Here is a 14,972-nt window from a genome sequence, read left to right on the forward strand (position 1 = left end):
GGGCTGCTTGAAGTGACGTAATGCAGCCCAATGTAACCTCTTAATAGTCCATTAAACATGAGAGGTTTCAATGTCTGATACTTACGTTCCCCCAAAAGTGTGGGCGCAAGACGGTGAAAACGGCGGTACCTGGGCTAAATTAAATCGCCCTGTGGCGGGCGCCACCTTCGAGCGTGACCTGCCCCGGGGTGAGCATCCTTTACAGTTGTATTCGCTGGCCACACCCAACGGGCAAAAAGTTGCGATTATGCTCGAAGAGCTACTGGCGTTGGGTGAGCAGGGTGCCGAGTACGACGCCCACTTGATTAATATCGGCGAGGGCGATCAGTTCTCTTCCGGCTTTGTGGGGGTTAACCCCAACTCCAAAATACCGGCTTTGCTTGATTATTCCTCTGCTGATTCGGTGCGCGTATTCGAGTCTGGCGCTATCTTGCTTTACTTGTCCGAAAAATTTCAGCACTTTTTGCCGCAAGATGTGGCGGCGCGCACGGAAGCGCTCAATTGGTTGTTTTGGTTACAGGGCGCTGCGCCTTACTTGGGCGGTGGCTTTGGTCATTTTTACGCTTACGCACCCGAACCTTTCGAGTACCCCATCAATCGTTTTACCATGGAAACCAAGCGCCAGCTGGATTTGCTGAATCAGCGATTGCAGAGCAACGAGTTTTTGGGTGGTAAAGACTACAGCATCGCGGATATTGCCACCTGGCCCTGGTACGGCAACTTAGTACTGGGCGAGCTGTACGACGCCGCTGAATTTCTGGATGTGGACAGTTATACGCATGTACAGCGCTGGGCCAAGGCTGTGTTGAATCGCCCCGCCGTGCAGCGGGGCAGAATAGTGAATCGCACCTGGGGCGAAGCGTGGGAGCAATTGCCCGAACGCCACAGTGCTGCGGATATAGACGCCGTTTTGGGTAAAAAATAAAACCTACTGCCCAAGTGCCGTATGAGCACTTGGGCGCACTGCCTTCGGTTTTGCCGTTCTGATATTTTAAGCGTCTGAGAGTCTGCACAAGCAGGTGGCCAAATTTTTTTCGTGACATATTGTAATTTTAATAGTTACAATTTAGAGAAGAGCATACTTATCCTGTCACGAGAGCGCTTATGTCACATCATCACTTTGCAAACGCAGAACACATGTTGGCTCGGTTAGAGCCAGAAGATCGTGCGCTTTGGCAAAAACCCTCAGAGGTTTTGGCCGCGTTGCAACTGCCGGACTATTCGGCGGTGGCTGATCTGGGGGCCGGAACGGGCTATTTTTCGGTGCTTTTGGCGAAGCATTTACCCAAGGGCCGGGTAGTTGCGTTAGATGCGGCGCCCGCCATGGTTCAAGCGCTTGAGCAGCGCTTACAGCGCGAGAAGCTAACGAACATGGAGGTGCAGACCATTGCCCCCAATGGCGGTGGTGACTTTGGCCCAGTGGATATGGTGTTTACCGTGGATGCCTATCATCACATCACGCAACGAACAGAATACTTTTCTCGTATTTACTCGCAGTTGCACAACGGCGGTAGGTTGGTCGTTATCGATAGGTTTTACCGGCAAGAAGATGTTGACGCTGGTAAAGCGCGAGTGGCAGAGACTCAAGTTATTCAAGAGCTGCAAGAAGCGGGCTTTCTTTTTAGCGAACAGTTTACGTTTTTGCCGTTGCAATATTTTTTAGTGTTTCAGAAAACGGGTAGCGTATGAAAACAGATTCGCGCCTGTCGGGCGTGCTGCACATGTTGCTGCACATGGCCGAGTTTGCCGAGCCGATGCCATCGGACGCGCTGGCGAAGTTGATGAATACCAACCCGGTTGTGGTACGCCGGTTACTGGGGGCGCTGCGCAAACGGGGCTGGGTCAGCTCTGAAAAAGGGCCCGGAGGTGGTTGGCGCTTGGTTATAGAGTTGCAGCAAATTACTTTCTTCGATGTTTACGACGCTCTTGAAGCGCCGCGTATTTTTGCCATCGGGCACCGCGATGAAAACTCTGGCTGCTTGGTGGAAAAAGCGGTTAATGACGTTATGGGAGACAGCTTGCAAGCCGCTGAGTTGCTGTTGCTGGAGCGTTTTAAAAATGTTTCGTTAGCGGATATTCAGCGGCAAATACAACCGCAATTGCGTCGCTGGCACGAGTGCCGTAATGGCAAATTAAAGACTCATTAGTCTGACATTTTACGGTGCTCACAGTACCGGGGAGGCTGTATGTACGATGTTATTATCATTGGTGGTAGCTACGCCGGAATGGCCGCTGCTATGCCCTTACTGCGAGCGAGAAGAAAAGTAGCCATTATAGATGCCGGGGTAAGGCGAAACCGCTTTGCTAGTCATGCCCACGGTGTTCTGGCGCTGGACGGCAAACCGCCCGGAGAAATTGCCGCCGAGGCGAAACGCCAGCTACTTGCGTACCCAACCTTAAACTGGGTGGATGATTCGGCCACAGGCGTTATCAAAAACACATCAGGCTTTGAAGTAAAAACACACAAGCGGCAAACCCTGCATGGCGCGCGTTTAATTGTCGCCACCGGCGTTCGTGATCAATTGCCAGAGGTTCCAGGTTTGCTGGAGCGGTGGGGACAATCGGTTTTTCACTGCCCCTATTGTCACGGGTACGAACTGCAAGGAGGGGAAGTCGGTGTGCTGGCCACAAACGATATGGCTATGCATCAGGCGCTTATGTTGCCCGATTGGGGTCCTACGGTATTATTTTTAAACGAGACGTTTGTACCGAGCGATGAGCAACTCGCGCAATTGGAACAACGCGGTGTTCGTATAGAGCCTGGGCGTGTTGCTTCTCTTAGCGGAGAAGATTTGACGGTTAACATGGACAGTGGTGTGCAACATCAGCTGGCGGGTTTATTTGTTGCCTCACAGATTTCAATATCGCAGCCTTGGCTGGACACTCTGGGGTGCGAAATGGAACAAAGCCCTATTGGTCCGGTGCTTTGGACGGATGAAATGAAGCAAACCAGTGTGAAGCATCTGTATGCTTGCGGAGACAATGCTCGTGCCGCCGGCAATGTAACCTTTGCGATTGCCGATGGCGCTACAGCGGGCTTATCGGCTCATCGATCCTTACTGTTTGAGCCTTTGGCGAAGGCGTAAAATCCACGTCTCGTGGTGTTGACGTTTTAGCAGGCAGGGGCGTGCGTCGTCGCTTTAGGTTGATAGCCTTACGCTATCAGAATTCTATTTTAAGGCTTGATGAGGCGGTAATTTACAAACGGCAGGTATAGCGCAAACAAAACGATGTGGACGGCCGGGCTGAAGGGATCTCGGACAACACATTGCCTCCAACCCTTTGACGTTCGCCAATAGATGAAATTTTTTCTCAATAGCCTATAATACTCGCCCGTCGCCGGGCTGCGGATTTATCCCGCACGCTCAGCCTTTGCCGATACCGGAGCCGACCGCGCTTTGGGAAGTGGGGCAGAGGCGGGTCTGTCAATTCACAGTACCGGTTCTAACCTAATAACAGGCGGGCAGCGGCCATCCCGCGGCCACCTGCATACTACGGAGATCTATCGTGAAAGCACCCGTTCGAGTTACCGTTACCGGCGCCGCTGGTCAAATCAGCTATTCACTTCTGTTCCGCATCGCCTCTGGCGCCATGCTGGGTGAAGACCAGCCTGTAATTCTGCAACTGCTGGAAATCACTCCCGCTCTGGAAGCGCTTAAAGGTGTCGCCATGGAGCTGGACGACTGCGCTTTCCCGCTGCTGGCCGGTATGGTTTGCACCGACGACCCCAATGTGGCCTTTAAAGACACCGATTACGCCCTGTTGGTAGGCGCACGTCCGCGTGGCCCTGGCATGGAGCGTAAAGATCTGTTGTCAGCCAACGCTGAAATCTTCTCCGTTCAGGGTAAAGCCATTAACGATCACGCTTCGCGCGACGTTAAAGTGCTGGTAGTGGGCAACCCTGCCAACACCAACGCCCTGATTGCCCAGCGCAACGCGCCGGACATTAACCCTCGCCAGTTCACCGCTATGATGCGTCTGGACCACAACCGCGCCCTGACTCAACTGGCTCAGAAAGCGGGCAAAACCATTTCTGACATCAAGAACCTGGTGGTGTGGGGTAACCACTCGGCCACTCAGTACCCGGACATCCACAATGCTACCGTTGACGGTGCTGATGCCATGGGTCTGATTGATCAGGCGTGGTACGAAAACGACTTTATCCCTACTGTTCAGCAGCGCGGCGCCGCTATTATTAAAGCGCGCGGTGCGTCTTCTGCCGCTTCAGCCGCCAATGCCGCCATTGATCATATGCGCGACTGGGCCCTGGGCAGTGCCGAGGGTGACTGGGTGAGCATGGGTATCTACAGCGATGGCAGCTATGGCATCGAAGAAGGTCTGATTTACTCTTTCCCTTGCGTGTGCAAAAACGGCGATTGGGAAATTGTGCAGGGCGTAGAAACCAACGATTTCTCGAAAGCCCGCATGCAGGCCACCGAGCAAGAGTTGAAAGAAGAGCGCGACGCGGTTGCACACTTGCTGCCGTAAAGCTAATCGCCTTCTCAAGCATAAAAAAACCCGCGTTTAACGCGGGTTTTTTTATGCTCTGCAATGAGCTAAAGACTCAATTATTCCACCGGGCGATCAGAATAGCGCACATTGCCATTGTCGTCGGTGTAGCGATAAATGGTGTTTTCATTGTCCTCGTTGAGACTAGCGTCCTCCCCCGATCGCATTTCACGAATGTTAATTTGGCTGTCTTTTTCGAGGCTGGATAAATTATCAGCGCCTTCAACAAAAATAATTTCAGCCAACTGGTTAAGCTTTGGGTTGGTGATCAGCGCTAATTTATTATCCGATTGCATCTGTTGTTGGAACTCCGGGTCGTTGAGAATTTCCTCTACCCGAGGGTCGTCTTTCATCATTTGCACTCGCTGATAGCCGAGCGAGACTTTGCGCGCTGTTTCGCGGGCGCTGTCTTTGTTGTTTACATCAAGCCCCGATGCGGCCATTAAATGCTTCATATCCGGGTCGTTCATCAGGCGGCGAAATTCTGGGACTTTCATAAGTTCATCCACATCGCCTTTTTTTAACAGCTGCTGTGTGCGTCTGTCCTGTAACAGCTTTTGCAGGTCCGGGTTATTGGTAACGCGGTTAATACGATCCACGTTTTGCACCGGGTCGGCAATAAAGGCTTCTCCGAGCTGTACGCTGTTATCACTTACGCCGGATAACGCCATTATGGCACCGGCTGATTTACTAACGGTGAGCTTGGCGGCTTTACTGACGGGGTTAATTTGCTGCGCAGGTACTACCGAGCCTTCGGTGGCTGTGTGGTCAGCTTGGTTATGGTTGGCTTTTAAGTCTTTAGCCGAGTCATAGACGTCCAGTGTGTAAACCAACAAAAGACCAATAAAACCGCCGATAATGCCCCCAATAATCAGGCCCGCAAATCGAGACCCTGTGCCAGGCTTGTCGCCCCCGCCGGGAACCATGTGAGATAAAAGCCAGAATAATAGCCGCAGTCCTACCATGCTGAGAACAAAGAGGGCGATACCTCCTGCCAGATAAGCCGCAATACCGTCGATATCCGTATTGGCTTTTATGAGGGCGGCGGCGTCTTTGCTGAAGTAAAACGCGGCGGCGTAAGCGCCTACAAAGCTCAGGCTGCGCGAAAGTGATCCCCAAAATCCATTAAAATAGCCGCGTACAGCAAAAAAAGCGGTAATGGCAAGAAAGACGATGGTGGTTGTGGCCATTGTTGGACCCTTATTTGTTATCGATGACTGAGGCGAAATAATATACTACCGCACAGGCTCTACCCAAGACTAAGGAAACCTATGTATTTGTGTCCGGTTTGCAAAACCTCGTTAACACAGCAGACTTCAAGCTGGATGTGTACCAATAACCACAGCTTTGATATTGCCAAAAAAGGCTACGTTAATCTGCTACTGTCCCACAAAATGAAATCCAAAAGCCCAGGCGACAGTAAAATGATGATTCAGGCCCGCCAGGCATTTTTGTCCGCAGGACACTATCAGCCACTGGCCGAAGCTATTGTAAAGCTTGCTGGTGAATATGGTGTTGAACGAATGTTGGATGCTGGCTGTGGTGAGGGCTACTACACCAATGAATTGGCGCGAAGTGGGATCAGTATGGCGGGGCTTGATATATCGAAAGAGGGGATTTCAGCCGCTTGCAAAAGAGATAAGCGTATCGCGTGGTGTATCGGCAGTGTCAATGATTTGCCCTATGAACAAGGTTATTTCGATGGGGTGTTATCCGTATTTTGTCGCGTAGATAATGGTGAGTTTCATCGCGTGTTGCGACATGACGGGGTGGTAATTTTTATCGGCCCGGGAGATAACCACCTACCGAAACTGCGCGCCGGCTTGTACGAATACGTACGCCCCTACGAAAAGACGAAGCAAACGGAATATCTGCCGTCATTCGAACCCCTGGCCGATAGGTCTATCCAATTTCCCATCGCGCTTGAGAGCAGTGAGCAAGTTCATAATCTATTATGCATGACACCGCATTATTGGAGTACCAACCCGGCCCAGCAGCAGCGCCTTTTAAGTCAAGGCGGTTTGCACGATACCGCGGATATTCAAATCCGGGTTTACAGACGGCTGGCAACGTGAGACCAGGCAGGCTACTGTATTTTTAATTCATTTCTAGGTGCAGGAGGCAGTATGAGCACAACGGATAAATTACTTGGCCTGTTAGGGGGATTGGTGTTGCTGGTGATGCCACTGTCCGGGTGGTCAATAGAGTGGCCGGAGCAAATTGGGGCGGAAGAAGGCAATGTTGTCGTTTATCAGCCTCAGCCCGAAAAGCTGGCCGGCAATTTGTTAACCGGCCGGGCGGCTATGTCACTGGAGCTGAAAAATCAGCAGCAACCCATTTTCGGCGCTTTTTGGTTCTCCGCTAAAATCGATGTAAATTCCGATACCGGCAAAACCTTGGTGCGGGATATGAAAGTGACCAAGGTAACCTGGCCGGATTCCAGCGACGCCGAAGAGGCTCGCTTTACTCAGGTGGTTGAAGCTGCGTTACCGCAAACCGGCTTTGTGATTGACAACGAGGCTCTAAGTGCGAGTTTGCAAGGCGCGGAGCTTGAACGAAAAAGTCTGGATAACCTGAAAAACGACGCGCCTGATATTCTGTTTCGCGACCAACTGGCGGTATTGCTGATGTACGACGGCAAGCCGCAGTTTGCCGATGTGGACAACAGCGATTACCAGCGTGCCCTCAACACGCCATTTGCGGTCGCTCGCAAGAAAAACCGCAATGAGTATTACCTAACCAGCGGCCAGTTTTGGTACCGCGCTGAAAGCGCCGAAGGCCCTTGGAAAATGACCGGTACACCTACGGCGGATTTGCAGCAAATGATGCCCACGCAAGAGGCGGATGAGCTGTCGGCTTCGGGTAAGCCACCGGAAATTGTCACGGTCACTAAACCCACCGAACTGGTGGTCACCGATGGCAAGGCCGAGTGGAAAAGTCTGCCCGGCGGTCAATTGCTGTATGTAGTCAATACCGAAACACCCTGGCTACGTGATTTGGAGGCCGGCAGCATGTATCTGTTGTTATCCGGCCGCTGGTTCAAAGCCGGCAAAGAGTCTGGCCCTTGGACGTTTGTGCGCGCCGATGAACTGCCATCAAGCTTTGCCGCAATTCCACCGGATTCTGACATTGGTGGGGTGCGCACTTCGGTGGCGGGAACAAACGAAGCCGAAGACGCCGTGCTGGACGCCTATGTACCAGAAACGGCTGCGATTAAACGCAGCGAAGCCAGCCTTGAGGTGCGCTACGATGGCGCGCCCGAGTTTAAAAGCATTCCCGGTACCGAGGTGGCTTATGCGGTGAACACCGGTGCTCAGGTGCTGCGAATTGACAATCACTACTACGCCGTGGATAACGGCGTGTGGTTTGAAGCGGCTGCGGCGAAAGGGCCCTGGAAAGTAGCAGACTCGGTGCCGGAAGATAAAATTCAGCAAATTCCGCCCAGCTCACCGGTTTACAACACCAGTTACGTGCATGTGTATGAATCCACCCCCGAGGTGGTGTACGTGGGCTACACGCCCGGTTACCTTTGGTCGTTTCCTTATTACGGGGTTCCGGTTTACGGTACCGGTTGGTATTACCCACCTTATTGGGGCAGCTTCTATTACCCGCGCCCGCCCACCTGGGGTTTTCACGTGGGGTATAACCCCTGGACGGGGTGGAGCTATGGGGTTAGCTGGAGCAACGGATTTTTCAGTGTAGGTGCCAGTTGGAATGCAGGCTGGCATGGGCCTTACCGCCCCTGGGGTTGCTGCAATGGTTGGTACGGTGGCGGTTACCATCGCCCCCCGATGGTGATTAATACAGGCAATATCAATATTGGTAACAATGTGAATATTGGCAATCGCGCCGTGGTGAATAACCGTATCGCCAAAAACCCGCAGCTGGTGAATCGCAATAAGAGCGTGTACCACCGCCCGGAGAATCTGGCTCGTAATGCCAAACCCGCCGAGGTGCGTAATCAATTAAAAATGGCGCGTCCAGCACCTAACCGTGCGAATAACGTGTTTACCGATCGCAATGGCAATGTGGCGCGCCGGGTGGATGACAATTGGCAGGTGCGTGATAAAGGCCAGTGGAGTGAAAATCACCCAGCCGCTGCTGAGCGTATCTCCTCCACAGAGGTTAAACAACGCGCATCGGATTTTAAGCAATCGCACCCTGATTATCAGCGGCCCGAGGTGGATCGCCAGCAGATAAACCATTATCGCAACAATCATTCAGGCCAGCCGTTTGATCGTCCGGGGCTCAACCGAGATTTTAAATCGCGCCAGCGAGGTATGCAGCGAACCATGCCACGCGGCGGTGGTGGTTTGCACGGTGGCGGAGGCATGCACTTGCAAAGATAATGGGTCAATAAGCGGCCGTGCTGCTTTTAACCGTTAGGGACTTTCTCACACCTGTGAAGGTTTCAAGTGGAAACCGAGAGTAGAAAACCACTTAAAAAAGCGTTCGAGGCATGCTTAGCCTCGAACGCTTTTTGCAACACTTTCCGTGCATTGCTGAAGTTTGTTCAGCCTTACCGATTTAAATACTCCATTAACCATTGCATGGCAGGGCGTTGCTGGCCATTACTGGTCATTAACCCTGTGCCATCACGCCAAGTGGCACCGACGATGTATCCCCAAAGGGTAATGCCGGCCACACTTGGGTGGTTATAGAAAATCGGAAAATGCGATTGCATGTATTGCAGTTGCAGCTGGTCGTTGGATTCTTGTATGTCGTATTCCGAGATATACAAGGGCAGGCCGAGGGAGGCAATCTGGTCCAGCTTGTCTTCAATTTCCTGAGTGCTCCAGACTCGGGGGTTATACAGACCGTGGGCCTGAAGACCCAATGCATCGACGTAACCTGAGTTCACCGCCGGGCGAATAAGCTCAATGATTGCATCGGTGTCCCAGGTCATAAAGTTGTAATCATTGTAGATGAGCACCGCATTCGGGCAGTGTTGACGAGCCAAACGGAAGGATTCGGTAATCCAATCGCTGCCGAAAGCGTTTGCGGCGTAGTTGGCCGGGGCGTGGGAGGGCAGGGCTTCGTTGACTACGTCAATCATGTCGGTGTCGGGGTAGCGCTCGCAGTAATCGACAATCCACTCTTCAATTTCCGCGCGCTGTTCGGCGGCGCTCAGCCCATCAATCCAGCCCGGGCGTTGACTGCCCCACACGAGTACGTGAGCTTTAACCGGTATACCGCTGGCGCGTGCGTAATCGTAAATATCATCCAGCGGGCCCCAGTTGTACTGGTCGCGCGTGCCTTCTACCGAGCCCCACTTGCCCTCATTCTCGGGCGTAATCTGATCCCAGTACTGAGTGAAGTCTGATCTGACACTGCCGTTGGTGGTGATATTGCCCACGAAGAATTCGGGGAAGTCCGGGTTGCCGTTGTTATTGGAGCTTGAGGAGCTGCTTGAAGAGCTGCTGCTGGAGCTTGAAGACGAGCCTCCAGTAAAGGGGTTACCAAAGCCGATAGAGCCACTGCAGTGCAGCATTTCAGAATACGAGCCTGCGCCACACTCGCCGTCCCAGGCGCCGGTATTGTCAGCTTGATCTTCGGCCTGATGGGTCACATTGTTGACCATCACATAATCCACTTGCACATCGCGATCACCCGAGTCATTGGTAAAGGCAACGCGCAGCTCGCCGGTGGCATTGGTGTTAACGGTGTAGTCCAGCATGCCGATGCTGAGCGTCCAGGTTTCGATAGTCTGGCCGCCAATCTGCAAGCTAACGCTTTCGTCACCCACTACACCGCTCATACGCACGGTAATACTGTTGCTACCACCGGCGGTGGAGGATGAACTGCTAGAGCTACTCGAGCTGCTTGAACTCGAACTTGAGCTGGAACTGGCCGAACCACCGCCTTCAATATCCAGACTGGTCAGCGTAGGCGTGCCACTGCCATTGGCGCAGAACCCAAAACTTGTGCTGTTACTGGGGCCAATGTTGGCGTTGTAGGGGGCGGGTGAAACACTGTCGCCGCTTAAGTTGCCATTCCAAAGGTTGGTGACACTGCCGCCATTCAGGCCCAGGCCCACAGTCCAATTGGTAATGTTGGCGCTACCGTTGTTCGCAATGGTGACGTCGGCGCAGTAGCCCGACCCCCACTGATTAGAAACAATGAGGGTGGCCTCTCCAGCGCCGTCGGTTATCGCGTGGGCGGCGCTTGCTGCTGCCAGTGCCGAGGCGGAAAACAATAGATTTATTCGTTTTAGATTTGTCATGGCTGAACTCCTGTAAGAGTTGTAATGGGCTTAGGGTTACTGCTAACCACTGCCGCGATACATCCTGCGAGACCGAAAAAGCGTGAGTGACGGAACTTCGTTCGCTAAAAGTTATTCACTTTTATTGGCGGTCGGTTAGCGAACTGCACCAGAGATTTAAGGGGGCGAAAACCTTATTGTCAAATTGAATCTAAGTGGCGGGGCATATTTGATGACTTGATCAGTCAGTTTGTGGTATCCGTCACGTTCGCTTTTTTCTATTCGAAATAAGTAACGGGTTGTTATATTCGAAGAATGCTCCTGACTCAGCCTCTAGGCTCACCTGGGTCATGCAATAAGTTCGTTTCCGCGAGCTTGTGTGGTTGGTTGATAGTTGGTTATTGCGCCGCCACGGGGGCGTTTAGTGTTAATAAAAACCGTTAAGGTTTAGTCGTGAAGGGTGGCGTAGGTTACGTCAGGAAACTCGGGTGCTAATCCGTGCGTGTTACAGAGGTTTTCTGATTACAGCCGTAAGTGTATGCCAGTGCTTAGTTTGCCCCATGATGGTGGTACCGTCCTCTTCTGTTTCACGTATTTGCAGAAGTTCGTATAACTCGGACCAGTTATGAATATCGCTCTGCTGACAGAAGGAAATTGATTTTTCTTCGCTGCCGACCCAGGTGTCTCGCTGGCCCAAGAAGTCTGCGGTAAAGACTCCACCGGGTAAAAGACTTGTTAGCGCCTTCTGAACGAAGGTTGTTAAATTTTCCAGTGGACAAAAATACAGACTTTGGCTGGCCCAAAACAGGCTGCAAGGCGGAAAGTAAAAAGTGGAAAAGCAATGGTTAACACACTTGACGTTGTTTGACTCAGCAAAGCGTGCACGGCAGGTGTTAATGGCTGACTGGCTGGAATCAAAAGCGACAACGTCAAAACCTTGTGCGGCTAAATAGGCTGCATCAGCTCCTGTGCCACAACCAGCATCAACGGCTTTTTTTATCGGCGTTTGGACTTTATGTATAACCTCTTCAAGCAACGGCCGGTGAGGAACGACCAGTGTTTTTTGGTGATACTCAATCCATTCGCCGCTCATAAAGTGAACGCCCTGTAAATATTGTAAGGGTGGGCTTGGCCCACCCTTACGCAGACAGTACGCGTGATACTAGTCAACTTTTGCAAGTGCTTGATCTATATCGGCGATAATGTCGTCGATGTGTTCAATGCCCACAGAAAGCCGTACTAAATCTTCCGATACGCCGGCAGAAGCCAACTCTTCTTTATTTAGTTGACGGTGGGTGGTTGTGGCAGGATGGCAGGCGAGAGATTTTGCATCACCAATGTTTACCAAACGCAATATCATTTGCAGGGCATCAATAAATTGTGCGCCTGCTTCCTTTCCGCCTTCGATACCAAAGCTTAAAATGCCCGACGCTTTACCTTTAGTGATTTTTTGGCTCAGTGCCTGGTAGGGGCTGTCATTAAGAGCGGCGTAATTTACCCAGGTCACTTTAGGGTGTTTTTGCAAGTGTTGGGCTACGGCTAACGCATTTTCGCAGTGACGCTCCATACGCAGGCCAAGAGTCTCAAGCCCCTGCATAATCAAAAAGGCACTGTGCGGTGCTAGTGCCGAGCCGGTGTTTCTTAGTGGGACGACGCGGCATCGACCGATATAGGCCGCGGCACCTAACGCTTCGGTGTAAACCACATCGTGGTAGGAGGGGTCTGGTTCATTCAGCATGGGGTATCGCTGTTTGTTGGCTACCCAGTCAAATTTACCAGAATCAACAATAATTCCGCCTACTGTAGTGCCATGGCCACCAATGTACTTGGTCAATGAATGGACCACAATGTCGGCGCCATACTCAAATGGTTTGCACAAAAATGGAGTGGCAACGGTGTTGTCAACAATGAGTGCCACACCGTGACGATGGGCTATTTCGGCCAGCTTTTTTAAATCAACAATATTGCCAGCAGGGTTACCGATGGATTCGCAAAATAGCGCTTTGGTTTTATTGTCGATTAACTCTTCCAGCTTTTTGTAATCGTCAAAGGACGCCATGCGCACTTCAATACCCTGCCTGGGAAGACTGTGGGCAAACAAATTGTAAGTGCCACCGTAGAGCTGACTGGTGCTGACGATGTTATCCCCGGCCTCTGTTATGCATTGAATTGCGTAGGTAATGGCCGCCATACCTGAAGACAACGCCAGGCCTGCAATGCCGCCTTCCATGGCCGCTACACGCTCTTCCAGAACCGCATTGGTAGGGTTCATGATACGGGTGTAGATATTACCGGCCACCTTAAGGTCGAAAAGATCGGCACCGTGCTGGGTGTCGTCAAAGGTGTAAGAGGTTGTTTGGTAAATAGGGGTGGTAGCGGCTTTGGTTGTAGGTTCAGACTCGTAACCACAATGTAAGGCCAAAGATTCCAGTTTCATAATTAGACTCCGCTTGGGTTATTATTGGCGTGTTTTCGACACGCAATGTAGCACAATTGCGTGACTCGTTTGGGTAAGAGCAATAATATTAGGAGTATTTTACCAATGCCCGTGTGTTTTGATATCGGTGGTACCAATATTCGATCGGGCTGGGCAGATCAATCCGGCATCGTGCAAATCAAGCAGCAAAGCGCCACACCACACCACTGTTTGGAAACCTTGTTAAAAACAATTGTCACGATGGTCCGTAGTGCACCCCTGGAAGAGCAGGATTATGTGGCAATTTCCATTACCGGTTTCGTCGATCCTGGTTCGAATGAGTTAATCATTGCCAACATCCCGTGTTTAAAGCAACAAAACCTTAGCAGCCTGTTAACTTCCAGGCTAAATATGCCAGTGGTAATGGCCAATGATGCCGATTGCCTGGCCCTTGCAGAAGCTCATGTGGGGGTTGCAAAAAAAGAGCGCAATGTGTTTGCGATTATTCTCGGCACAGGGGTAGGGGGCGCTATGGTTATTAACGGCGAGTTAGTGACAGGCTTTGGTGGTATCTCAGGAGAATGGGGCCATGGACCGATTGTCGACCCTTCTGCGGGTGGGTTAGTCGAGTCTATGGGGTATTTTCCCTGCGGCTGTGGGCAACAGGGTTGTTTGGATACCGTAGGTGCAGCTCGCGGCATGGAAAACGTACACAAGGCATTAACGGGCAGTTTTATGGAGGCCGAGCAAATTATTAACAACTGGCGAGAAGGTGCTTCGCAAGCCAGTAAAACGGTGGATGTGTGCTCAGAAATGGTGGCTCGCGCGTTGAGCGTTATTGTTAATGTCGTCGGCCCTGGCATTGTACCTGTGGGCGGTGGTTTAGCGAACGCTGAAGATTTTATTAAAAAAATTGATAAAAAAGTCCGCTCTATGACTCTTGCAGATTATCCCAAACCTCTGGTAGTGCAGGCGCAATATTTAGAAAATGCTGGGCTGGTCGGTGCAGCTTTCTTAAACGCAAAGAAAGTGATTGATTAATATTTATGTCTAAAAAATTACTTGAAGTCTGTGTTGATTCTCCTCGGTCATTAATAACTGCAGTGGAAGGTGGCGCAGACCGGGTTGAATTATGTTCTGCCCTTGGTGTAGGGGGGTTGACTCCATCAACTTCATTGATGGGATTTGCGGCATCACAGAATATACCTGTGCATGTCATGATTCGCCCGCGAGAGGGACATTTCAATTTTAGTCACGCAGAAGTGGAGCTTATGTTGGAGGATATAGCCCAGGCACGTAAATACGAGGTGCAGGGGGTAGTGCTTGGAGCCTGTCAGCAACATGGTGAACTTGACCTTGAAACTCTGCAAAAATTAATCGATGCCGCCAAGGGGCTGGATCTTACCCTGCACCGGGCGTTTGATATAACTCCTGACCCTTTTGCGGCTCTTGAGCAAGCAATAGAGCTGGGGTTTAACCGAATTTTAACCAGCGGCCAAAAGAAAACAGCGATAGAGGGCGAAGCGCTGATAAAAAAACTGGTGAATGCGGCGGGTGATCGCATAGAGATTATGCCTGGCAGTGGTATTAATACGGAATGTATCCAGGCCTGGATAAACGATACGGCTATTAAGTGTGTTCATGCTTCCTGCGCGTTACCAATTCCGTCTGCGGTAGAAAATTTAGTGGCCTTGGGGTTTGAACCTGCACAAGGGCGCAGAGAAACGAACCTGCACCGGGTGAGGGAGCTGGTTAACGCTTTGGTATAAATTAATACTGAAAATTTTCCCGTCTATTGGTTGATGACTTCCGGTCTTTGTCCGTTATTAACGGCTTGAAGAGAAT

12 protein-coding genes and 2 pseudogenes are annotated in these 14,972 nt (G+C 51.4%); 9 read left to right on the forward strand and 5 right to left on the reverse strand.

The window, feature by feature from the left end; all coding sequences use genetic code 11:
• Positions 1–70 precede the first annotated feature (70 nt).
• From yghU to D568_RS0108195, 5 genes are all read left to right on the forward strand, one after another.
• Entirely contained in the window at positions 71–925 is an 855-nt protein-coding gene (gene yghU, locus D568_RS0108175; protein ID WP_020209106.1) for a glutathione-dependent disulfide-bond oxidoreductase, read from the forward strand.
• A gap of 179 nt (positions 926–1,104) precedes the next feature.
• Positions 1,105–1,689, forward strand: a complete 585-nt coding sequence (locus tag D568_RS19735; RefSeq protein WP_020209107.1) for a class I SAM-dependent methyltransferase — start codon at positions 1,105–1,107, stop codon at positions 1,687–1,689.
• On the forward strand, positions 1,686–2,147 hold the full coding sequence (locus tag D568_RS0108185; protein ID WP_020209108.1) for an Rrf2 family transcriptional regulator: 462 nt from the start codon (positions 1,686–1,688) through the stop codon (positions 2,145–2,147). The genes D568_RS19735 and D568_RS0108185 overlap by 4 nt, the downstream gene beginning before the upstream one ends.
• 39 nt (positions 2,148–2,186) lie before the next feature.
• Positions 2,187–3,086: an NAD(P)/FAD-dependent oxidoreductase gene (locus tag D568_RS0108190; protein ID WP_020209109.1), complete on the forward strand. Its 900-nt coding sequence runs from the start codon at positions 2,187–2,189 to the stop codon at positions 3,084–3,086.
• Positions 3,087–3,507: 421 nt separating this feature from the next.
• The gene (locus tag D568_RS0108195) at positions 3,508–4,488 is read left to right on the forward strand and encodes a malate dehydrogenase (protein ID WP_020209110.1); all 981 of its coding nucleotides are present in this window, start codon (positions 3,508–3,510) and stop codon (positions 4,486–4,488) included.
• 80 nt (positions 4,489–4,568) lie between these two features.
• On the opposite strand, the gene D568_RS0108200 is transcribed toward D568_RS0108195, so the two are convergent.
• Positions 4,569–5,699 carry a CvpA family protein gene (locus tag D568_RS0108200; RefSeq protein WP_020209111.1) on the reverse strand — a complete coding sequence of 377 codons (1,131 nt, stop codon included), beginning with the start codon at positions 5,697–5,699 and terminating at the stop codon, positions 4,569–4,571.
• 81 nt (positions 5,700–5,780) lie between these two features.
• Here D568_RS0108200 and D568_RS0108205 point away from each other — a divergent pair, with 81 nt between their 5' ends.
• Both D568_RS0108205 and D568_RS19740 read left to right on the forward strand, forming a co-directional pair.
• Positions 5,781–6,584 (forward strand): putative RNA methyltransferase, encoded by an 804-nt coding sequence (locus D568_RS0108205; protein WP_020209112.1) that lies wholly within the window; start codon positions 5,781–5,783, stop codon positions 6,582–6,584.
• Positions 6,585–6,635: 51 nt separating this feature from the next.
• Entirely contained in the window at positions 6,636–8,858 is a 2,223-nt protein-coding gene (locus D568_RS19740; protein WP_020209113.1) for a hypothetical protein, read from the forward strand.
• Between the two features lie 170 nt (positions 8,859–9,028).
• Here D568_RS19740 and D568_RS0108215 read toward each other — a convergent pair.
• The 4 genes and pseudogenes from D568_RS0108215 to D568_RS0108225 all read right to left on the reverse strand — a co-directional run.
• Positions 9,029–10,363: pseudogene (locus tag D568_RS0108215) on the reverse strand (endo-1,4-beta-xylanase); the annotation flags it as partial.
• Between the two features lie 21 nt (positions 10,364–10,384).
• A pseudogene (locus D568_RS22025) lies at positions 10,385–10,732 on the reverse strand (cellulose binding domain-containing protein); the annotation flags it as partial.
• Positions 10,733–11,216: 484 nt separating this feature from the next.
• Positions 11,217–11,804: a class I SAM-dependent methyltransferase gene (locus D568_RS0108220; protein ID WP_020209114.1), complete on the reverse strand. Its 588-nt coding sequence runs from the start codon at positions 11,802–11,804 to the stop codon at positions 11,217–11,219.
• Positions 11,805–11,873: 69 nt separating this feature from the next.
• On the reverse strand, positions 11,874–13,148 hold the full coding sequence (locus tag D568_RS0108225; RefSeq protein ID WP_020209115.1) for an O-acetylhomoserine aminocarboxypropyltransferase/cysteine synthase family protein: 1,275 nt from the start codon (positions 13,146–13,148) through the stop codon (positions 11,874–11,876).
• A 105-nt stretch (positions 13,149–13,253) separates the two neighbouring features.
• Between D568_RS0108225 and D568_RS0108230 the strand changes: the two genes are divergently transcribed.
• Together D568_RS0108230 and D568_RS0108235 are read left to right on the forward strand one after the other, a co-directional pair.
• Positions 13,254–14,168, forward strand: coding sequence for an ROK family protein (locus D568_RS0108230; protein ID WP_020209116.1), 915 nt, complete (start codon positions 13,254–13,256; stop codon positions 14,166–14,168).
• A gap of 5 nt (positions 14,169–14,173) precedes the next feature.
• Positions 14,174–14,896, forward strand: a complete 723-nt coding sequence (locus D568_RS0108235) for a copper homeostasis protein CutC (RefSeq protein ID WP_026286918.1) — start codon at positions 14,174–14,176, stop codon at positions 14,894–14,896.
• Positions 14,897–14,972: the final 76 nt, after the last annotated feature.

It is taken from the genome of Gilvimarinus chinensis DSM 19667 (assembly GCF_000377745.1).
Taxonomy (GTDB): Bacteria; Pseudomonadota; Gammaproteobacteria; order Pseudomonadales; family Cellvibrionaceae; genus Gilvimarinus; species Gilvimarinus chinensis.

Coding starts and splice junctions, on each gene's coding strand:
- D568_RS0108230 (WP_020209116.1), top strand. CDS start 13,254: ATGCCCGTGTGTTTTGATATCGGTGGTACCAATATTCGATCGGGCTGG.
- D568_RS0108200 (WP_020209111.1), bottom strand. CDS start 5,699: ATGGCCACAACCACCATCGTCTTTCTTGCCATTACCGCTTTTTTTGCT.
- D568_RS0108190 (WP_020209109.1), top strand. CDS start 2,187: ATGTACGATGTTATTATCATTGGTGGTAGCTACGCCGGAATGGCCGCT.
- D568_RS19735 (WP_020209107.1), top strand. CDS start 1,105: ATGTCACATCATCACTTTGCAAACGCAGAACACATGTTGGCTCGGTTA.
- D568_RS0108220 (WP_020209114.1), bottom strand. CDS start 11,804: ATGAGCGGCGAATGGATTGAGTATCACCAAAAAACACTGGTCGTTCCT.
- D568_RS0108205 (WP_020209112.1), top strand. CDS start 5,781: ATGTATTTGTGTCCGGTTTGCAAAACCTCGTTAACACAGCAGACTTCA.
- D568_RS0108235 (WP_026286918.1), top strand. CDS start 14,174: ATGTCTAAAAAATTACTTGAAGTCTGTGTTGATTCTCCTCGGTCATTA.
- yghU (WP_020209106.1), top strand. CDS start 71: ATGTCTGATACTTACGTTCCCCCAAAAGTGTGGGCGCAAGACGGTGAA.
- D568_RS0108225 (WP_020209115.1), bottom strand. CDS start 13,148: ATGAAACTGGAATCTTTGGCCTTACATTGTGGTTACGAGTCTGAACCT.
- D568_RS19740 (WP_020209113.1), top strand. CDS start 6,636: ATGAGCACAACGGATAAATTACTTGGCCTGTTAGGGGGATTGGTGTTG.
- D568_RS0108185 (WP_020209108.1), top strand. CDS start 1,686: ATGAAAACAGATTCGCGCCTGTCGGGCGTGCTGCACATGTTGCTGCAC.